At 73.0% G+C, this 20212-nt stretch carries 17 protein-coding genes; 10 read left to right on the plus strand and 7 right to left on the minus strand.

Annotated features, from left to right (window positions below):
- Nucleotides 1-81: 81 nt before the first annotated feature.
- From AMK33_RS21115 to AMK33_RS21140, 6 genes are read right to left on the minus strand one after another with little or no spacing between them, the layout of a single operon-like run.
- Nucleotides 82-1332, minus strand: coding sequence for a cytochrome P450 family protein (locus AMK33_RS21115; protein ID WP_201263057.1), 1251 nt, complete (start codon nucleotides 1330-1332; stop codon nucleotides 82-84).
- Nucleotides 1329-2564: a cytochrome P450 gene (locus tag AMK33_RS21120; protein WP_073934444.1), complete on the minus strand. Its 1236-nt coding sequence runs from the start codon at nucleotides 2562-2564 to the stop codon at nucleotides 1329-1331. The genes AMK33_RS21115 and AMK33_RS21120 overlap by 4 nt, the downstream gene beginning before the upstream one ends.
- Nucleotides 2561-3178, minus strand: a complete 618-nt coding sequence (locus AMK33_RS21125; RefSeq protein ID WP_073934445.1) for a GTP-binding protein — start codon at nucleotides 3176-3178, stop codon at nucleotides 2561-2563. Before AMK33_RS21125 ends, AMK33_RS21120 begins: the two co-directional genes overlap by 4 nt.
- Complete coding sequence (locus AMK33_RS21130; protein ID WP_030835307.1) at nucleotides 3159-3506, minus strand: DUF742 domain-containing protein; 348 nt, start codon at nucleotides 3504-3506, stop codon at nucleotides 3159-3161. The genes AMK33_RS21125 and AMK33_RS21130 overlap by 20 nt, the downstream gene beginning before the upstream one ends.
- On the minus strand, nucleotides 3503-3910 hold the full coding sequence (locus tag AMK33_RS21135) for a roadblock/LC7 domain-containing protein (protein WP_073934446.1): 408 nt from the start codon (nucleotides 3908-3910) through the stop codon (nucleotides 3503-3505). Before AMK33_RS21135 ends, AMK33_RS21130 begins: the two co-directional genes overlap by 4 nt.
- Entirely contained in the window at nucleotides 3907-5961 is a 2055-nt protein-coding gene (locus AMK33_RS21140; RefSeq protein ID WP_073934447.1) for an ATP-binding protein, read from the minus strand. Before AMK33_RS21140 ends, AMK33_RS21135 begins: the two co-directional genes overlap by 4 nt.
- A gap of 299 nt (nucleotides 5962-6260) precedes the next feature.
- Here AMK33_RS21140 and AMK33_RS21145 point away from each other — a divergent pair, with 299 nt between their 5' ends.
- Nucleotides 6261-9131, plus strand: coding sequence for an FAD-binding and (Fe-S)-binding domain-containing protein (locus tag AMK33_RS21145; RefSeq protein WP_073934448.1), 2871 nt, complete (start codon nucleotides 6261-6263; stop codon nucleotides 9129-9131).
- A 236-nt stretch (nucleotides 9132-9367) separates the two neighbouring features.
- Here the strand turns inward: AMK33_RS21145 and AMK33_RS21150 are convergent, their stop codons facing one another.
- Entirely contained in the window at nucleotides 9368-9820 is a 453-nt protein-coding gene (locus tag AMK33_RS21150) for an NUDIX hydrolase (protein WP_073934449.1), read from the minus strand.
- Nucleotides 9821-9978: 158 nt separating this feature from the next.
- Here AMK33_RS21150 and AMK33_RS21155 point away from each other — a divergent pair, with 158 nt between their 5' ends.
- From AMK33_RS21155 to AMK33_RS21195, 9 genes are all read left to right on the plus strand, one after another.
- On the plus strand, nucleotides 9979-10959 hold the full coding sequence (locus AMK33_RS21155; RefSeq protein ID WP_073934450.1) for an STM4015 family protein: 981 nt from the start codon (nucleotides 9979-9981) through the stop codon (nucleotides 10957-10959).
- Between the two features lie 271 nt (nucleotides 10960-11230).
- Nucleotides 11231-12187, plus strand: a complete 957-nt coding sequence (locus tag AMK33_RS21160; protein ID WP_073934451.1) for an EamA family transporter — start codon at nucleotides 11231-11233, stop codon at nucleotides 12185-12187.
- A gap of 112 nt (nucleotides 12188-12299) precedes the next feature.
- Nucleotides 12300-12662, plus strand: a complete 363-nt coding sequence (locus AMK33_RS21165; protein ID WP_073934452.1) for a DUF6247 family protein — start codon at nucleotides 12300-12302, stop codon at nucleotides 12660-12662.
- The gene (locus AMK33_RS21170; protein ID WP_073934453.1) at nucleotides 12659-12919 is read left to right on the plus strand and encodes a hypothetical protein; all 261 of its coding nucleotides are present in this window, start codon (nucleotides 12659-12661) and stop codon (nucleotides 12917-12919) included. Before AMK33_RS21165 ends, AMK33_RS21170 begins: the two co-directional genes overlap by 4 nt.
- A 140-nt stretch (nucleotides 12920-13059) precedes the next feature.
- Nucleotides 13060-13854: a TIGR03084 family metal-binding protein gene (locus AMK33_RS21175; protein WP_073934454.1), complete on the plus strand. Its 795-nt coding sequence runs from the start codon at nucleotides 13060-13062 to the stop codon at nucleotides 13852-13854.
- Nucleotides 13851-15533 carry an acyclic terpene utilization AtuA family protein gene (locus AMK33_RS21180; RefSeq protein WP_073934455.1) on the plus strand — a complete coding sequence of 561 codons (1683 nt, stop codon included), beginning with the start codon at nucleotides 13851-13853 and terminating at the stop codon, nucleotides 15531-15533. Before AMK33_RS21175 ends, AMK33_RS21180 begins: the two co-directional genes overlap by 4 nt.
- The gene (locus AMK33_RS21185; RefSeq protein ID WP_073934456.1) at nucleotides 15530-17128 is read left to right on the plus strand and encodes an acyl-CoA carboxylase subunit beta; all 1599 of its coding nucleotides are present in this window, start codon (nucleotides 15530-15532) and stop codon (nucleotides 17126-17128) included. The genes AMK33_RS21180 and AMK33_RS21185 overlap by 4 nt, the downstream gene beginning before the upstream one ends.
- Before the next feature lie 7 nt (nucleotides 17129-17135).
- Nucleotides 17136-18977 carry an acetyl/propionyl/methylcrotonyl-CoA carboxylase subunit alpha gene (locus AMK33_RS21190; protein WP_073934457.1) on the plus strand — a complete coding sequence of 614 codons (1842 nt, stop codon included), beginning with the start codon at nucleotides 17136-17138 and terminating at the stop codon, nucleotides 18975-18977.
- Between the two features lie 81 nt (nucleotides 18978-19058).
- Entirely contained in the window at nucleotides 19059-20195 is a 1137-nt protein-coding gene (locus AMK33_RS21195) for an acyl-CoA dehydrogenase family protein (RefSeq protein ID WP_073934458.1), read from the plus strand.
- Nucleotides 20196-20212: the final 17 nt, after the last annotated feature.

Below are 20212 nucleotides of genomic sequence, written 5' to 3' on the forward strand. Positions count from 1 at the left end.
CGGGTGGTGGACGGGAGGGGGAGGGGAGGGGGGACGGGTGGCGGGCGGACCGGGGGGAGGCCCGGCCGCCACCCGCGTCGGTCACCCGCCGAGCTTCACCGGGAGCTCGAACAGGTCGTTCTGGGTGACCACCGGCTTGTTGCGCAGCTCGTCCGCCGGGACCGCCAGGTCCAGCTTCGGGAAGCGGGCGTACAGGGCCGGGAGGGCCACGCCCGCCTCCAGGCGGGAGAGCGCCGCACCGGGGCAGACGTGCGGGCCGTGGCCGAAGGAGATGTGCCGGTTGGTGATCTCGCGGGTGATGTCGAAGTCGCCGGCCGTCGGGCCGTGCGCCTGCTCGTCGCGGCCGATCGCGGCGTACGACACGATCAGCGCGTCACCCGCCGGGAGGACCTTGTCGCCCACCGGTATGTCCTCGGTCGCGAACCGGATCAGCACGTGGGACGTCGGCGTGGCGTACCGCAGCGTCTCCTCGACCACCGCCGACCAGTCCGCCTCGCCGGACAGCACCAGTTCCCGCTGCTCGGGGTGGAGTGACAGGTTGGCCACCGCGTTGACGATGAGGGAGATCGTCGTCTCGTGGCCGGCCGCCACCATGAGCTGGAGCGTGGCGACGATCTCCTCGTCGGTGAGGCTGTCGCCGTCCTCCGACGCCTGGATGAGCGCGGAGGTCAGGTCGTCGCCCGGGTTCTCACGCTTGTGCGCCACCGTCTCGGCCATGATCCCGGCCAGCTCGGTCAGCGTCGCGACGACCTCCTCGGGCGGGGTCTGCGTGGAGAAGAACTTCTCGAAGAGTTCCTTCAGGCGCGGCAGCCGCTCCTCCGCGAGACCCATCAGGTCGGCGATGACGTACATCGGCAGCGGGTAGGCGAACGTCGCCTTCAGGTCCACCGTGTCGCCGGGCTGGGCGGCCACCTGGTTCAGCAGGCCCTCGGTCAGCTCGGTGATCCGCTCCCGCATCCGCTCCACCCGGCGCGGGGTGAGCGCCTGCGCGACCAGGGTGCGCAGCCGGCGGTGGTCGGAGCCGTCCACGGTGAGCATGGAGCGGGGCGGGTTGGCCAGCCCGATCAGCGGCCAGTCGGGGGCGATCTCGCCGCGCTGCCAGGCGGTCCAGACGTTGATGTCCTTCACCACGCGCGGGTCGGTGAGCAGCTTCTTCGCCTCGGCGTGGTGGGTGACCGCCCACACCGGCACGCCACCCGGCAGCGTCACGGCGGCCAGCGGCCCGGCGGCCCGCAGCGCCGCGCTCTCCCCGTCCAGGTCGGAGACGAAGGGGTCGAGGGGGATACGGGTCTGTCCGGTGTCGGTCGTCATGGTGTCCGTACCAGCCGTCATGCGAGCGAGCCTCCAAGGGCGGGAGTGGGTGTGAACGTGACCGGGAGTTCGGACAGTCCGCGCAGCCACGGCGACGGGCGGCGGGTCAGCTTCGCGGCCGGCACCGCGAGGTCGATGTCCGGCAGCCGGTCCAGTACGACCTCGATGCCGGTCCGGGCGATCACCTCGGCGATCTCCTGCGCCGGGAACGGACAGCGGTGCTCCCCGTGACCGAAGGAGAAGTGCGCGCTGTTTCCGCCGGTCAGCGCCGAGCCGTCGGTCCGCACCTGGGGGTCGGAGTTGGCGCCCTGGAGACCGAGCAGCAGCATGTCGCCGGCGCGGACGCGGCGACCGCCGAGCTGGGTGTCGCGGGACGCCCAGCGGGCGGCCACGTTCTGGGTCGGCGTGTCCTCCCACAGCACCTCGTTCATCGCCTCGGCGATGCTGTTGCGGCCCCCGAAGAGGGAGGCGGCGAACCGGGCGTCGGTGAGCATCAGGTGCAGCGAGTTGCCGATCCAGTCGGCGGTCGGCTGGTGCCCGGCCGCCATCATCACCATCAGGTCCTGGCCGATCTCCTCCTCGGTGAAGCCCGAGGTGTCGGCGAGCATCCGGGACACGACGTCCTCGGCGGGCGCGCTCTTGCGGGCGGCCACCAGCTCCGTCATCGACGTGAACAGGTGGGTCTGGCCCGCCAGCGCCCGCTCCCGCCCGTCGATCATGTCGTTGAGGGCGGTGACCAGGGCCGGGCCCTCCTCGTCGGAGAAGCCGTAGAGCCGGGCCAGCACCCGCACCGGCAGCAGCATCGCGAACTCGCCGATCAGGTCGGCGGTGCCCCTGGGGCAGATGCCGTCGATCAGCTCGTCCGCGAACTTCTCGGCGTACCCGCGCAGTTCGAACGGGTCGACCGCCTCCAGCGCGTTCCCCAGCATCCCGGCCCGCTCACGGTGCCGCTCGCCGACGGTGTAGAGGATCGACGGCTGCTTGCGGCCGATCATCGGCAGCAGCGGCCAGTCGTCGGGGATGTTCTCCCACTGGTTCCACAGGTCGGAGTCGCGGCTGAACAGCACCGGGTCGCCGGTGATCTGGTGCAGCTCGCGGTAGCCGAGCACCAGCCACGCCGGTGCGTCCCCGTCCAGCACCACCGGGACGACGCTGCCGTGCTCGCGCCGCATCTCCCGGTACACGCGGGCCGGGTCGTCCTGGAGCAGGGACCCTTGGAAACGGACGGCGTTGGGGACGGAGGCGGGACTCACACCAGCTCCTGACGGGGGGCTCGGGCCGGGTCGGCGTACAGGGCCTGGATGTGCTCCACCAGCGTGATCAGCACGATCTTGCTGGACTCCCGGGAGCGTGCGTCGCAGTTGACCAGCGGCACGTGCGGGTCGAGGTCGAGGGCCTCGCGGATCTGCTGGGGGGTGAAGGTGGCGCCGCCGAAGTCGTTGCACGCCACGATGAACGGCGTGCCGTGCTTCTCCAGCCGGTCGATGGCGTACCAGGAGTCGTCGATGCGCCGGGTGTCGACCAGGACGACCGCGCCGAGCGTGCCGGAGAACAGCCGGTCCCACAGGAACCAGAAGCGTTCCTGGCCCGGCGCCCCGAACAGGTACAGCACATTGCGGGTGTCGAGGGTGATGCGGCCGAAGTCGAAGGCGACGGTGGTCGCGGTCTTGCCGCTCACCCCGCTGGTGTCGTCGACGGCCTCCCCGGCCTGGGTCATCGTCTCCTCGGTGTTGAGGGGACGGATCTCGCTGACCGAGCGGACCATCGTCGTCTTGCCGGCGCCGAAGCCGCCCACGACCACGATCTTCAGGCCGTTGTCGGCCGACGCGCCCAGCGGCGTACGCGTCTCAGAGGTTGCGGAGTCCAACGAGCACCTGCTCCAGGATGTCGGGGTCGGGTACGGCGGCCTTGCGGGGGTGACGGGCGCTGACCCGGCCCGCCGCCTGCAGGTCGGAGAGCAGGATCCGGGTGATGCTCACGGGCAGCTTCAGCTCGGCCGCGATCTCCACGACCGCCGTGGGGCGTTCGGTCAGCCGCAGGATCGCCGCGTGCTCGGACTGCATGCCGGGCACCGGATCGCACTCGGCGACGACCAGGGTCACCAGGTCGAAGGGATTGTCGGGACCGGACCGGCTGCGCCCTCCGGTGAGGGTGTAGAGCCGGTCGGGGGAGTCGTCCCTGCCGGGCCTGCTCATGAGGTGCGCGGCTGCGCGGTCAGGTGCTCGCCGAGCTGCTCGACGAGCTCGCTCATGTTGTGCCCGACGAGCCCGGCGTCCGCGTCCTCGGTGGTGACGACGGCCAGGTGCGCGCCCTCGCCGGCCTCCACGATGAACAGCACACCGCCGTAGAACTCGGTCATCGCCGAGCGCACGCCGCCGCTGCCGTCGCCGAACTCGACGGACGCGCCGTGCGACAGCGACTGGATGCCGGCGGCGATCGCGGCGAGCTGGTCGGCCTGGTCGGCGGACAGCTCCGGGGTGCGGCACAGTTTCAGGCCGTCACGGGAGAGCACGAGCGCGTGCCGTGCGCCCGGCGTTCGCTCCAGCAGGCCCTCTATCAGCCAGGTGAGCTTCTCGTCGGCGGTCGTCGTGCCGGTCATGAGGTGGTGTCGCCTTCCGGGGTCGCGGGGGTGGGGTGTGCTTCGGGGGTCTGGTCGGCGGTGGTGCCGGTGTCCGGGTCGGCCGTGTCGTCCGGGGTGGGCGGGCGGACGGCCTGGCGGAAGCTGCTGAAGCGGGCGGTGCGCGCCTTGGTCTCCTCGGCGGTCGGGGCGGGCCGGGGCGTGGTGTCACGGCCGCCCGGACGCGTGCGCTCCGCCTCGGCGAGGGTCCGGCCCCGGCGGCGGCGGGGCAGTACGAGGGGCGGGGCGTCGGCGGTCCGGTCCGGGGACTCGTGGGTCGGCACCGGGTCGGGGTCGAGGTCGGCGCCCGCGCGGGAGGCCGCGTAGGAGGGGGCGGGGCGGGTGCTCCCGGAGGGCGTCGGGCGGTCCGCCGGGGCGGTACCGGCGTCGGTGCTGGTGTCGCTGTCACCCGCGCTGCCGTGGCTGGTCTCCGGTTCCGGCCGGTCGGGGGCGGTTCCCGCGCGGTGGTCGCGGCGCTGGGGGAGACCGCCGGACGCCTCGTCCGCCGGGGCCTTCGGGGCCTCGGAGCCGAGTGCCTCGATGAGTGAGGCGGGGGTCGCGGGGACGGACGGGGTACCGGCCGAAGCGGTGGTGCGGGGCGCCGACGCGGTGGTGCCGCCGGTCGCCGCGGTTCCCGCCGCCGGGGCCGTGGGCGCGTCCGGCGGTACGAGGATGTCCTGCGGGACGAGCATCAGGACGCCCGTGCCGCCGCGGGCCGAGGGCCGGTAGGAGACCCGGAGCCCGTACCGCCGGGCCAGCCGGCCGACCACGCCGAGTCCGAGCCGGGTGCCGGTGAGGCCCCCGAGCCCGGCGGACTCGCCGGAGACCGCGCGCTCGGCGCGGCGCAGCTGCGCCTCGCCCATGACGAGCCCGCTGTCCTCGACGGAGACGATGACCCCGGCCGGGACCTCCTCGACGTACACGTGGACCTCGGCGGTCGGCGGCGAGAAGTTCGCGGCGTTGTCGAGGAGTTCGGCGAGCGCGTGCATGACGCCCTCGGCGGCGTGTCCGGCGACCGCGGTGTCGCTGGCGGAGTGGACCCTGACGCGCTGGTAGCCGCTGATCCGGCCCATGGCGCCGCGCAGGATGGACTCCATGGCGATGGGCCGGGCCCAGCGGCGGCCGGAGCGGGCGCCGGTGAGGACGGCGACGGAGTCGGCGAGCCTGCCCGCCTGCGCGGTGCGGTGGTCGAGGTGGAGCAGGTCGGCGAGGACCTCCTCGTCGTGGTGCTTCTCCTCCATCGCGCGCAGGTCGGCGAGCATGCCGGTGGAGAGGGCCTGCATGCGTCCGGCCGCGTTGGCGGTCGCGGACAGTGCGGCGGCCCGGGCGCCGTCGGCCTCGCGCAGCCGGGTGGTCAGCCGCGCGATCTCCGCGGTGAGCCGGTCCCGGTCGGCCTCGATCCGGTCCCGCTCCTCGGTCAGCCGGTCGCGTTCCTCCGCGTGGTCGCGGGCCGTCCGGGCGGTGTGGGCGCCGTGTTCCTCGGTGATGAGGCGCAGTTTCTCGGCGTGTTCCTCGGCGAGCCGCTTCAGCGCGGCGGTGTGGTCGTCCGTGAGCCGGGCCCGCTCGTCGGCGTGCTCCCGCGTCAGGCGGGCGGTGTCGGCGGCGTGCTGCTCGGTGAGGCGGTCGCGTTCCGCGGCCAGGGTCTCGGCGAGGTGGGTGCGCTCCTGGTCCAGCTCGGCCGACAACCGGGCGCGTTCGCGGTTGAGTTCGCCGGTCAGCCGCTCGTGCTGGCGGCGGGACTCCTCCGCCAGCCGGGCGCGTTCCTGGAGCAGCCGGCCGACGTCCTGGGTGACGGCGTCCAGCCGTGCCCGGGCGGCCCGCGCCGACAGGACGGTGTACGTGGCCACCGTGGCGGCCGCGCACAGCAGTACGGCGGCGATCGCCCCGGTCGCCACGACGGCGGCGGCCGCGGAGTCCGGCACGAGGAAGGCGGCGGCGACGACCGCGACCGCGGTGACTGCCGCGGTGAGCACCGGGACGGGCAGCAGGCTGCGGGGGGTGGGGCGGTCGCCGGGGAGCAGGGGGGAGGTCATCAATCAGGGTCCTCGGTCGTTTCCTCGGTCAGTCCGCGGGCGTGCACCGTCGTGTCTGCGCGGCCCTCGGGCGGTTCCACGGGAATGCCGGACTCGGTTTCGGGGTCGCTTTCGAACGAGGCCGACAACTGCGCGCAACTCGCGGTCACTATATGAGAGTTCGTGTTCGACTTGGGAAGATTCCGCTTCCGTTTTCGTCAATCGCCCCATCCCGGGCGTGTGTCGGGGTCTTCCGCGACGCGGTGGGACGTGGGGGCGCCGTCTCCTGCGCCCGGCCTCCGCGGAGGCATCCTGAGGGCATGACGGATCACCGGGAACTGCTGGCCGGACTGCGGGCGGCCGTGCGTGGCGAGGTCGACTTCACCGCGACCGCACGGGCGCTGACCACGATGGACGCCTCCAACTACCGCCGGGTACCGATCGGTGTGGTGGCCCCGCGGGACGCCGACGACGTGGCGGCGGCGCTGTCGGTGTGCCGGACGTACGGCGTTCCCGTGGTGCCGCGCGGCGGCGGCACGTCGATCGCGGGGCAGGCGACCGGCGCCGGTGTGGTGCTCGACTTCACCCGCCACATGAACCGTCTGCTGTCCCTCGACCCCGAGGCGCGCACGGCCGTCGTCCAGCCGGGCCTCGTCCTCGACCGCCTCCAGGAGGCCGCCGCCCCGCACGGCCTGCGCTTCGGCCCGGACCCCTCCACCCACAGCCGCTGCACCCTCGGCGGCATGATCGGCAACAACTCCTGCGGCTCCCACTCGGTGGCCTGGGGCACGACGGCCGACAGCGTGCGGGAGCTCGCGGTCGTCACCCCGCGCGGGGACCGGTTGCGGCCGGGCCGGGGCTGGGCGGGCGCCCCGGCGGGACTGCGGGACCTGGTGGACGGCGAACTGGCCCGCCTGCGCACGGCCTTCCCCGACCTCCCCCGCCGTATCTCCGGCTACGCCGTGGACGCCCTGCTGCCCGAGAGGGGCGCGGACGTCGCCCGCTCCTTCTGCGGATCGGAGGGCACGCTGGGCGTGCTCACGGAGGCGGTCGTGGATCTCGTACGGGCTCCACGCGCGCGTGCGCTCGCCGTGCTGGCGTACGCGGACGAGAGCGGGGCCGCGGAGGCGGCGGCGGGGCTGCTGGAGCACGGCCCGCTGACGGTGGAGGGCATGGCGGCGGACCTCGTGCCTGTGTCGTCCGCCGCGGACCTCCCGCGCGGCGGGGCCTGGCTGTTCGTGGAGACCGGTGCGGACACGGAGGCGGAGGCACGCGCGCGTGCGGAGACGATCGTCCGCGCGGCGGACGTCGTGGACGCCCTGGTGGTCACCGACCCGGCGCGGCAGCGCGCGCTGTGGCGCGTCCGGGAGGACGCGAGCGGTACGGCGACGAGGATGCCGGACGGAACAGAGGCCTGGCCCGGCTGGGAGGACTGCGCGGTGCCGCCCGCCCGGCTCGGCGCGTACCTGCGCGACTTCCGGGCCCTCATGGCGGACCACGGGCTGCGCGGCACGCCGTACGGGCACTTCGGGGACGGCTGCATCCACGTCCGTATCGACTTCGACCTGCTGACCGCGCCGGGCGTCGCCCGCTTCCGGCGCTTCTCGGAGGAGCTGGCCGATCTGGTCGTGGCGCACGGCGGCTCGCTCTCCGGCGAGCACGGCGACGGCCAGGCCCGCGCGGAGCTGTTGCCGCGCATGTACGGCGCTCAGACGGTCGCCCTCTTCGAACGCGTGAAGGCCGTCTGGGACCCGGACGACCTCCTCAACCCCGGCATGCTGGTCCGCCCCGCGCCGCTGGACGCCGGCCTCCGCTTCTCCGTCCTCCCGCGCGAACCGGTCGACGTCGCCTTCGGCTACCCCGCCGACGGCGGCGACTTCTCGGCGGCGGTACGACGTTGTGTGGGCGTCGCCAAGTGCCGTACGACGTCCGTGTCGGGGCCGGCGGTGATGTGCCCGTCGTTCCGCGCGACGGGGGAGGAACAGCACTCCACGCGGGGGCGCGCCCGCCTGCTGCACGAGATGCTCGCGGGCGAGCTGGTGACCGACGGCTGGCGCTCCACGGAGGTACGGGACGCGCTGGACCTGTGCCTGTCCTGCAAGGGCTGCCGGTCCGACTGCCCGGTCGAGGTCGACATGGCCACGTACAAGGCGGAGTTCCTGCACCACCACTACGCGGGTCGTCGCCGCCCGGCCGCGCACTACGCGATGGGGTGGCTGCCGGTGTGGCTGGGCTGGGTCGCGCGGACGCGGGCCGCGGGGGCGGTGAACGCCCTCGCCTCGGTGGGACCGCTCGCGGACGTGGCGAAACGGCTGGGCGGGATCGCGGGGGAGCGGGAGATCCCCCGGGTGGCGGCGGAGACGTTCACGCGGTGGTGGCGGCGGAGGGAAGCGCCTTCGGCGGAGGGCAGGCTGGTCGTCCTCTGGCCGGACACGTTCACCGAGCACCTGTCGCCGTCGGTGGGCCGGGCGGCGGTACGCGTGCTGGAGGCGGCGGGCCTGCGGGTGGTGCTGCCGCCCACACTGCGGCCGGGGAACCGCCCGGTGGGCGACGCCCGCAGCCGCTCGGCCCTGTCCCTGCTGACGGTCCGCAGGGGCCGGGTCTGCTGCGGCCTGACGTACATCTCCACGGGCCAGCTCGACCGCGCCCGCGCGGTGCTGCGCCGCACCCTCGACCTCCTGGAGCCGGTCCTGGCCACGGACGCCCCGCTGGTCGTCCTGGAACCGAGCTGCGCGGCGGCCCTGCGCACGGACGCGCCGGAGCTGCTGCACGACGACCCCCGCGCGGCGCGGCTCGCCGCGCGGGTGCTGACCTTCGCGGAGGCGCTGGAGCGGCACGCCCCGGACTGGACCCCGCCCGTGCTGAACCGCCCGGTCACCGGCCAGACCCACTGCCACCAGCACGCGGTGCTGGGCGAGGCACCGGACCGCCGACTCCGCGCGGCGGCCGGCCTCACCGGCGAACTGGCCGGCGGCTGCTGCGGCCTGGCGGGCAACTTCGGCTTCGAGGAGGGCCACTACGAGGTCTCGGCCGCCTGCGCGGAGGACCGGCTCCTGCCGTCGGTACGGGAGGCCCCGCAGGAGGCGGTCGTCCTGGCCGACGGCTTCTCCTGCCGGACGCAGTTGGAGCAGCTCGCGGGCGTACGGGGGCGGCACCTGGCGGAGGTCCTGGCGGCCGCCCTGGAGAAATAGGTGAGCAGTCGCCGCCCTTGTGTCCTCGACGCGCTCAACTGAGCCGCCCCTCCTGTGGGTGCTCGCGTTCCGTCGGTCGTCGAGTCGTCGGCGGAGTTCGGTGTCGCCGCGTCGACTGCCCAGAAGGTGCCGGCCCGCCTGAAGAGGGAGGGGCCGGTCCGCGCCGAAGTGGGCCTCGGGTCCTTCGTCGCCGAGCGGCCTGAGGCGTAAAGTCCGCGCGTACGGGCCCGGCGCTCTCAGGGAGCCGTCTCGCCCCGTACCAGCGGATGGCACACCGGCTGGACGCCCTCCGGGAGGTCGTCCGGGCGGCACCAGCGGGCCTCCAGGATCTCGAAGGGGTCCAGGCGCAGCTCGCCGCCCAGCAGGCGAGCCTCGTAGGCCACCTCCATACGCGTACGGAAGCCGCTGTTCAGCATGGTCAGACGGCCCACCTCCACGTCGAGGTTCGTCTCCTCCTTGACCTCGCGCACCACCGTCGCCCGGAAGTCCTCGCCCTTGCGGGCGAAACCGCTCGGCAGGCCCCACTGGCGGCCCGGGGGCCACATCCGGTGCCGGAGCAGGAGCACCCGCCCCTCGTCGTCGCGTACGACGCCGGTCACGCCGACCACGAACTTGGCGTGCAGCAGCCACATGATGCGGCTCTGCACGGGGCGCAGGAGTCGCCAGAGACGGGCAATGAGTCGGCGCACGGGACCTCGGTGGATGTGGTGGGGCGGGCACAAGGGGGCGTCATGGGGAAGGTACCCGCAAAGGGGCCGGGTCCCCCGCCCGGGGAGCGTACGGGTGTTGTCACAGGCCGCTGCTAGAACGGTGGACACCTCGACCGACGCGAAACCAAGGGGACGTCATGGAGTTGCCGACCGGTGTGCCTCAGCACCCGCGCGACGTGGACCACTTGACCTCATTCCATGGACTTCCGGTCCTGGACTTCCCGGAAGCGTCCTCCGGCCTCCCCCTGCCGGACGATCCCGCGTCCGTGGCGTGGTGCGTCCGGGTCGGCACCAGGGAAGAGGACGAGGACGCCGGCGCCTACTGGAACCGCTTCCTCGAGACCATGCCGCTGGAGGAGGTGCGCGCTCTCCTCATCGGCAGCCCGTGGTACGACTTCGACAGCAGCGCCCACCGGCAGATCGAGGACCTCGTCGAGTTGCGCCACCGGTTCACCGGCCTGGAGGCGCTGTTCCTCGCCGACGTCCACTTCGAGGAGTGCGAGATCTCCTGGCTGGAGCAGGGCGATGTCGCCCCCCTCCTGGAGGCGTACCCCCGGCTGCGGGAGCTCGGGATACGCGGCAGCAACGAACTGGAGTTCCCCGTCGTCCGTCACGAAGGGCTGCGCACCCTGCGCTTCGAGAGCGGCGGGCTGCCCGCCTCGGTCGTGCGCAACGTGGCCGCGTCCGACCTGCCGTCCCTGGAGTGCCTGGAGCTGTGGCTGGGCGAACCGCACTACGGTTGCGACACGACGGTGGAGGACCTCGGACCGCTGCTCACCGGGGAGCGGCTGCCCTCCCTGCGCCATCTGGGGCTGCAGAACAGCCGGTTCCAGGACGAGATAGCGGCCGCCGTGGCGCAGGCCCCGGTCGTGGCCCGGCTCGAATCGCTCAAGCTGTCGATGGGTGTGCTCAGCGACGAGGGTGCCGCGGCCCTGCTGGGCGGGCAGCCGCTCAGCCACCTGCGCTACCTAGACCTGCACCACCACTACCTCAGCGACGCCATGATGCTGCGGCTCCGGGACGCCCTCGAACCGGCGGGCGTGCGGGTGGACCTGTCCGACCGGTGCGAGGAGGACGAGGACGAGGACGACATGCGCTACGTCGCCGTCTCCGAGTGAACCCCGCCCTTCCCGCCCGTTCCCTCTCCGGAAGGCCACCGTGCCCGACGGCCCGGCTCCCGGCCCGTCCCAGCCCGTGAGGAGCGGGGTCCGCATGACGGAACCGGGTTGACCCGGACGGGTAGGGGGACTCATCGTCAGGTACGTAGATGCTTTACGGTCCTGTCCGGAAGGGGTGAAGTCCATTACTCTGGACTGAAGAGTTCAGTGTGATGCATCCTGCCCGGCAGGAACTCCGCTCCCCGTAGTACCGAGTCCCCAGGAAGCCCCCGTGACCATCCCCAGCGCCGCCACCCCGTCCACCACAGCAGGGTCGGGACAGCACGGCCATGCGTCCGCCCCGGCCGGCGCCCCGCGCGGACGGGGTTCCCTCGGGCCGGTCGGGCTCGTGCTCGCCGGTGGGGTCTCCGTGCAGTTCGGCGGGGCGCTGGCGGTGACGCTGATGCCGCGGGCCGGTGCGCTCGGGGTGGTGACGCTGCGGCTGCTGGTGGCGGCGCTCGTGCTGATGGTGCTGTGCCGGCCGAAGCTGCGCGGGCACTCGCGCGCCGACTGGGGCACGGTGATCGTCTTCGGCGTCGCCATGGCGGCGATGAACGGGCTGTTCTACCAGTCCGTCGCGCGCATCCCGCTCGGCCCGGCGGTCACGCTGGAGGTTCTCGGCCCGCTCACGCTGTCCGTGCTGGCCTCCCGGCGGGCGGTCAACATCGTGTGGGCCGCCCTGGCCCTCGCCGGTGTGTTCCTCCTGGGCGGCGGTGGCTTCAGCAGTCTCGACCCGCTGGGTGTGGTCTTCGCGCTGGCCGCCGGCGCCATGTGGGCGGCGTACATCGTCTTCAGCGCGCGTACGGGGCGCCGCTTCCCGCAGGCGGACGGTCTCGCCCTCGCGATGGCCGTGGCGGCGGTCCTCTTCCTGCCGCTGGGCGTCATCGAGTCCGGTACGAAGCTCCTCGACCCGACGGTCCTCGGTTTGGGCGCGGCGGTCGCGGTGCTGTCCTCCGTCCTCCCGTACACCCTGGAACTGCTCGCCCTGCGCCGCCTGCCCGCCTCCACCTTCGCGATCCTGATGAGCCTGGAACCGGCCCTCGCCGCAGCCGCCGGCTTCCTCATCCTCGACCAGGCGCTCTCCACCGCCGAGGCCGCCGCCATCGCCCTGGTCATCGCGGCGAGCATGGGGGCGGTGCGGACGCAGGTGGGGCGGGGGAGGGCGAAGGGGGCGGGGGCCGCCTCCTGACGAACGCCGGGCGCGGCGAGGCGCGTCAGGGCTAGAGTCGCTCCCGTCTCTCGAAGCAACCGGCCTCGTCGCGTGACCGGCACGTCCCCGGAGACACGAAGGGAGCAGCGCCATGAGCGTGCAGCACAGTGAGACCGTCGGCGATCGTCCGCTGATCCCCCGCCCCGAGCGGACACCGGGTGCCCTGCGGGCCGCCTGCACGGTCGTCGCCCCCGGCCTTCTGGCGGCGTACGACCAGGCGAAGGACCAAGCGCTCGCGGAGGCCGTGGAGCACGGTTCGCTCAAGCCGGTGCACGCTTACCTCAGCCATTGGGCCGCTCTGATCGAGATCGAGCGCCACCCGGCCATGGCCCAGGCCTACCACCGCGCCGAGTACCTCGCCCGGATCGCCACTACGGCGGACGAGGCACGCACACATCTGGCGACGGCGAGTTCCCTGTACCGCGACGCCGCCAAGGCGGTGCACGCGGAGTGACCTGGCGTTGGGAATACGTCCCCGACGAAGAGACCGTCGCGGACGGTGCTCCGCCGGAATTCCTCGTCGAGGTGAAGAAGGCGGCTGACGAACTGGTCAGAGCGGCGGAAGCGCTCTACCTTCACGGGCCCGCGTACCAGGGAATGGACGAAGGGGCGAAGCACGCCTTCGTCTCCGGCGGATTCTTCGTCTACATGGTCACGCCACGTTCGGAGCTGGTCACCATCTGGCAGGTCACGCCCGATCCTCTCGCCTGACGGCTCGGCGGGAGAGGGCGGCCGGTATTCGGTCGGCCGGAAAAATCATGCAAGCATGCTTGCTTGTTTATGGCCGCGCTGCGATGCTCCACGCAACCGTGCCGCACACCGCCGTGTCCGTGTCCCGAGGGGAGCGCCTCGTGTCCGATCCGACGCCCGTGATCGACGATCTGCGTGAGGAGAGCGAGGAGCTCGACCGGCTGGTGGCCGGACTCGGCACCGAGCAGTGGGCGCTGCAGACGCCCGCCGCCGGCTGGACCCTGGCCCATCAGATCGCCCACCTCGCCTGGACCGACCGCTCCGCGCTGCTCGCCGTCACCGACCCGGACGGGTTCCGGGCGCTGGTGGAGAAGGCCCTCGCCGCACCGCACACCTTCGTCGACGAGGGTGCCGAGGAGTACGCCCGGTCCGCGCCCGCCGAACTGCTCGCGCGGTGGCGGGAGGGGCGTGCGGCGCTGGAGAAGGCGTTGCGGGAGGCGCCGGCCGGGGCGCGGTTCCCCTGGTACGGGCCGCCCATGTCCGCCGCCACCATGGCCACCGCCCGTCTCATGGAGACCTGGGCCCATGGACAGGACGTGGCGGACACGATCGGTGTGATGCGGCCACCCAGCGACCGGCTCAGGCATGTGGCCTGGCTCGGGGTGCGGACGCGGGACTTCGCCTACGGGACGCACGGGCTCACCCCGCCGACCGACCCCTTCCGCGTCGAGCTCGTCGGGCCGGGGGGCGAGGTGTGGACGTACGGTCCCGAGGACGCGCCCCAGCGGGTCACCGGCCCCGCGCTCGACTTCTGCCTCCTCGTCACCCAGCGCGCCCACCGCGCGGACCTCGCCCTCACCGCCGACGGCCCCGACGCCGACCGCTGGCTGGACATCGCCCAGGCCTTCGCCGGGCCGCCCGGCGGTGGACGCCCGTCGAAGGAGGGCACCCGGTGACCCTGCGCATCGGGAACTTCTCCGGTTTCTACGGCGACCGCTTCGACGCCCTCCACGAGATGCTCACCGGCGGTGAGGTCGACGTCCTCACCGGCGACTACCTCGCCGAGCTGACCATGCTCATCCTCGCCCGCGACCGGCTGAAGGACCCCTCCGCCGGGTACGCGCGCACCTTCCTGCGGCAACTGGAGGACTGCCTCGGACTCGCCCATGAGCGGGGGGTACGCATCGTCACCAACGCCGGCGGGCTGAACCCCGCCGGGCTCGCCGACGCCGTACGCGCCCTCGCCGACCGGCTCGGCATCCCCGTACGGGTCGCGCACGTCGAGGGCGACGACCTCACCGCGCGGTACCCCGGCAGCCTCGCCGCCCACGCCTACCTCGGCGGGTTCGGGATCGCGGAGTGCCTCCGCGCGGGCGCCGACGTGGTCGTCACCGGGCGGGTCACCGACGCGGCCCTCGTCACCGGGCCCGCCGCCGCCCACTTCGGCTGGGCGCCGACGGACCACGACCGGCTCGCGGGGGCCGTCGTCGCCGGGCACGTGCTGGAGTGCGGGGCGCAGGCGACCGGCGGGAACTACGCCTTCTTCGGCGAGCGCCGCCCCGGCGATCTCCGGCGGCCCGGATTCCCGCTCGCGGAGATCCACGCCGACGGCAGCAGCGTCATCACCAAGCACCCCGGAACCGGCGGCTTCGTCGACGTCGGCACGGTCACCGCGCAACTGCTGTACGAGACCGGCGCAGCCCGGTACGCCGGGCCGGACGTCACCGCGCGCCTCGACACCGTGCGGTTGCGGCAGGACGGGCCCGACCGGGTGCGCGTCGAAGGCGTCCGAGGAGAAGCCCCACCGCCCACGCTCAAGGTCGGGCGCAACCGGCTCGGGGGCTTCCGCAACGAGGTCGTTTTCGTGCTCACCGGGCTCGACATCGAGGCCAAGGCCGGCCTCGTGAAGGAGCAGATGAGCGACGCGCTCGCCAAGTCGCCGCCCGCCGACGTGCGCTGGGAACTGGCCCGCACCGACCGGACCGACGCCGGCACCGAGGAGACCGCGAGCGCGCTGCTGCGTCTCGTCGTACGGGACCCCGCGCAGGAGGCGGTCGGACGGGTGCTGAGCGGGGCCGCCATCGAGCTGGCGCTGGCCAGCTATCCCGGATTCCATGTGATGGCGCCACCGGGCAAGGGCTCCCCCTATGGCGTCTTCGAGGATGCGTACGTCCCCCATGGTGACGTCGACCATGTGGCCGTCCTCCACGACGGACGCCGTATCGCCGTGGACGTACCGCACGACACCGCCGTACTCGCCGACGTACCGGAACCCGTGCTCCCCGAGCCGCTGCCCGCCGGACCCACGAAGAGAGCCCCCCTCGGCCTCCTCGCCGGCGCCCGCAGCGGCGACAAGGGCGGGAACGCCAACGTCGGCGTCTGGGTCCGCTCCGACGACGCCTGGCGGTGGCTCGCGCACGAGCTGACCGTCGAGCGGCTGCGGGAGCTGATCCCCGAGGCCCGCGACCTGCCCGTCACCCGGCACGTCCTGCCCCACCTGCGCGCCCTCAACTTCCTCGTCGAGGGGATCCTCGGCGAGGGCGTCGCCGCGCAGGCCCGCTTCGATCCGCAGGCCAAGGCGCTCGGCGAATGGCTGCGCTCCCGGCACCTCGACATCCCGGAGGCCCTCCTGTGACGGTCCTCGAATCCGCCCTGAAAACGGCCGACCCGGAGTATCGCGCGCACCGGGACGCCATGCTCGCCAAGCTGGCCGAACTCGACACCGAGCACGCCAAGGCCCTCGCGGGCGGCGGCGACAAGTACGTCGAACGGCACCGGAAGCGCGGCAAGCTGCTCGCCCGCGAGCGCATCGAGCTGCTCCTCGACCCCGACACGCCCTTCCTGGAGCTGTCCCCGCTGGCCGCGTGGGGGAGCGACCACACCGTCGGCGCCTCGCTCGTCACCGGCATCGGTGTCGTCGAGGGCGTGGAGTGCCTGATCACCGCCAACGACCCGACCGTGCGCGGCGGCGCCAGCAACCCCTGGTCGCTGAAGAAGGCCCTGCGCGCCAACGACATCGCGCTCGCCAACCGGCTGCCCTGCATCAGCCTCGTCGAGTCCGGCGGCGCCGACCTGCCCTCCCAGAAGGAGATCTTCATCCCGGGCGGCGCGATCTTCCGGGACCTCACCCGGCTCTCGGCGGCCGGCATCCCCACCGTCGCCGTCGTCTTCGGCAACTCCACCGCCGGAGGCGCGTACATCCCCGGCATGTCCGACCACGTGATCATGGTCAAGGAGCGGGCGAAGGTGTTCCTCGGCGGCCCGCCGCTGGTGAAGATGGCCACCGGGGAGGAGAGCGACGACGAGTCCCTGGGCGGCGCCGAGATGCACGCGCGCGTGTCGGGCCTCGCCGACCACTTCGCCGTCGACGAACCGGACGCGCTCCGCCAGGCCCGCCGGGTCGTCGCCCGCCTCAACCACCGCAAGGCCTACGGCGACCCGGGACCGGCCGCACCGCCCAAGTACGACGAGGACGAGCTGCTGGGCATCGTCCCGGGTGATCTCAAGATCCCCTTCGACCCGCGCGAGGTCATCGCGCGGATCGTCGACTCCTCCGACTTCGACGAGTTCAAACCCCTCTACGGCACCAGCCTCACCACCGGCTGGGCGGCTCTCCACGGTTATCCCGTCGGCATCCTCGCCAACGCCCGAGGGGTCCTCTTCAGCGAGGAGTCCCAGAAGGCCGCGCAGTTCATCCAGCTCGCCAACCAGCGCGACATCCCGCTGATCTTCCTGCACAACACCACCGGCTACATGGTCGGCAAGGAGTACGAGCAGGGCGGCATCATCAAGCACGGCGCGATGATGATCAACGCGGTCAGCAACTCCCGCGTCCCCCACCTGTCCGTCCTCATGGGCGCCTCCTACGGCGCCGGCCACTACGGCATGTGCGGCCGCGCCTACGACCCCCGCTTCCTCTTCGCCTGGCCCAGCGCCAAGTCCGCCGTCATGGGCCCGCAGCAGCTCGCCGGCGTGCTGTCGATCGTCGCACGGCAGTCGGCGGCGGCGAAGGGACGGCCGTACGACGACGAGGCGGACGCGGCGCTGCGCGCCATGGTGGAGCAGCAGATCGAGTCCGAGTCGCTGCCCATGTTCCTGTCCGGGCGGCTCTACGACGACGGCGTCATCGACCCGCGCGACACCCGCACCGTCCTCGGCCTGTGCCTGTCGGCCGTCCACACCGCGCCCTACGAGGGCGCGCGCGGTGGCTTCGGCGTCTTCCGGATGTGAGGGACCGATGATCACTTCCCTGCTGATCGCGAACCGGGGCGAGATCGCCTGCCGTATCGCCCGCACCTGCAGTGAGTTGGGGATTCAAACCGTCGCCGTGCACTCGGACGCCGACGAGAACGCCCTCCACGCGCGCGTGGCGGACACGGCGGTACGACTGCCGGGGTCGGCGCCCGCCGACACCTACCTGCGCGGCGACCTGATCGTGAAGGCCGCCCTCACGGCCGGCGCGGACGCCGTGCACCCCGGGTACGGCTTCCTCTCCGAGAACGCCGACTTCGCGCGGGCCGTCCAGGACGCGGGCCTGGTGTGGATCGGGCCGCCCCCGGAGGCGATCGAGGCGATGGCGTCCAAGACGCGCGCCAAGGAGCTGATGGGCGTCGAGCCCCTGCGGGACGTCACCGAGTCCGACCTGCCGGTGCTGGTGAAGGCGGCGGCGGGCGGCGGCGGACGCGGGATGCGCGTCGTACGGCGCCTCGCGGACCTGGACGGCGAACTGGCCGCCGCCCGCGCGGAGGCCGCGAGCGCCTTCGGCGACAGCGAGGTGTTCGTCGAGCCGTACGTGGAGGGCGGCCGGCACGTCGAGGTGCAGGTGCTCGCCGACACGCACGGCACCGTGTGGGCGCTGGGCACCCGCGACTGCTCCCTCCAGCGCCGCCACCAGAAGGTGATCGAGGAGGCCCCGGCGCCCGGCCTCACCGGCCCGCTCACCGAGGAGCTCCACGCCCTCGCCGTACGCGCCGCGCGTGCCGTCTCCTACGTCGGCGCCGGGACCGTCGAGTTCCTCGTAGCCGACGGCCGGGCGCACTTCCTGGAGATGAACACCCGCCTCCAGGTGGAGCACCCGGTGACGGAGGCCGTGTTCGGTGTGGATCTCGTCGCCGAACAGATCCGCGTCGCCGAGGGAAACACCCTCCCGGACGACCCTCCACGCGCGCGTGGACACGCCGTCGAGGCCCGCCTCTACGCCGAGGACCCGTCCCAGGAGTGGGCCCCGCAGACCGGCCGCCTGCACCGCCTCGCCGTTCCCGACGCCGTGCGCCTGGACACCGGTTACACGGACGGCGACGACATCGGCGTCCACTACGACCCCATGCTCGCCAAGGTCGTCGCCCACGCCCCCACCCGCGCGGAGGCGCTCCGCAAGCTGGCCTCGGCGCTGGACCGCGCGGTGATCCACGGCCCCGTCACCAACCGGGACCTCCTCGTCCGCTCCCTGCGGCACGAGGAGTTCGTGGAAGCCCGTATGGACACCGGCTTCTACGACCGCCACCTGCCCGGACTGACCGCCCCGGCCCCCGACCCGTACGCCCCGCTCGCCGCCGCCCTCGCCGACGCCCACGGCCGCTCCCGCTTCGGCGGCTGGCGCAACGTCGCCTCGCAGCCGCAGGTCAAGCGGTACGCCATGGCCGGCGAGGAACACGAGGTCCGCTACCGGCACACGCGCGGCGGCCTCGCGGCCGACGGGGTGCTGGTCGTGCACGCCGACGCGGGGCTGGTGATCCTGGACGTGGACGGCGTACGGCACCGTTACGAGGTCAGCCGCTACGGCGACCGCGTCCACGTCGGCACCACCGCCCTCACCGCCCTGCCCCGCTTCCCCGCCCCCACCACCCAGCACGCCCCCGGCTCCCTCCTGGCCCCCATGCCGGGCACGGTCGTCCGCATCGCGGAGAACCTGACCGAGGGAGCACCGGTGGAGGCCGGACAGCCCCTGTTGTGGCTGGAGGCGATGAAGATGCAACACAAGATCACAGCCCCGGTCACGGGAACCCTCAGCACCCTGCACGCCGCAACGGGACAGCAGGTGGAGCCCGGCATGTTGCTGGCAGTGGTGCAACCCGCCTAGGGGCGCGGGGAACTGCGCGAGAAACCACGAATCACCCGCACTCTCCACACGACGCGAAGCCCCTCCCCCTCAGGAGCACTCATGCCGACGATCGAATCCGAAGAGCACAAGGCCCTCCGCGAAGCGGTCGCCGCGTTCGCGACCAACCACCCCCGAACCCCCGGCACCGACAACCGCCCCTTCTGGCAGGAAGCCGCCAAGCTCGGCTACATAGGCGTCAACCTGCCGGAGGTGTACGGCGGTGGCGGCGGCGGCATCACCGAACTCTCCCTCGTCCTCGAAGAGATGGGCGCCGCCGGCAACCCCCTGCTGATGATGATCGTCTCCCCGGCGATCTGCGGCACCGTCATCTCCCGCTTCGGCACCGAGGCCCAGAAACGGGAGTGGCTGCCCGCCCTGGCCGACGGCAGCCGCCTGATGGCCTTCGGCATCACCGAACCCGACGCCGGTTCCAACAGCCACCGCATCACCACGACGGCACGCCGCGACGGCACCGACTGGCTCCTCACCGGCCGCAAGGTGTTCGTCTCCGGGGTCGACATCGCCGACGCCACCCTCGTCGTGGGCCGCACCGAGGACGCCCGCACCGGGAAGCTCAAGCCCTGCCTGTTCATCGTCCCGCGCGACGCCGAGGGCTTCCAGCGGCGCCCCATCGACATGGAACTCAACGCCGTGGAGAAGCAGTTCGAGCTCGTCCTCGACGACGTACGACTGCCCGCCGACGCGCTCGTCGGCGACGAGGACGCCGGTCTGCTCCAGCTCTTCGCCGGCCTCAACCCCGAACGCATCATGACGGCCGCCTTCGCGATCGGCATGGGCCGCCACGCGCTCGCCCGCGCCGTCGAGTACGCGCGTGAACGCACCGTCTGGAACGCCCCCATCGGCTCCCACCAGGCGATCGCCCACCCCCTCGCCCAGGCGCACATCGACCTCGAACTGGCCCGCCTGATGATGCAGAAGGCCGCCCACCTCTACGACGCCGGTGACGACATGGGCGCGGGCGAGGCCGCCAACATGGCCAAGTACGCGGCCGCCGAGGCCTGTGTGAAGGCCGTCGACCAGGCCGTGCACACCCTCGGCGGGAACGGCCTCACGCGCGAGTACGGGCTCGCCTCGCTGATAACCGCCGCGCGCGTGTCTCGTATCGCCCCGGTGAGCCGGGAGATGATTCTCAACTACGTCTCCCACCAGACCCTGGGCCTGCCCAAGTCGTACTAGGCCCTCATGGCCCCCTC

The sequence above is a fragment of the Streptomyces sp. CB02400 genome (assembly GCF_001905725.1).
Classification (GTDB): domain Bacteria; phylum Actinomycetota; class Actinomycetes; order Streptomycetales; family Streptomycetaceae; genus Streptomyces; species Streptomyces atrovirens.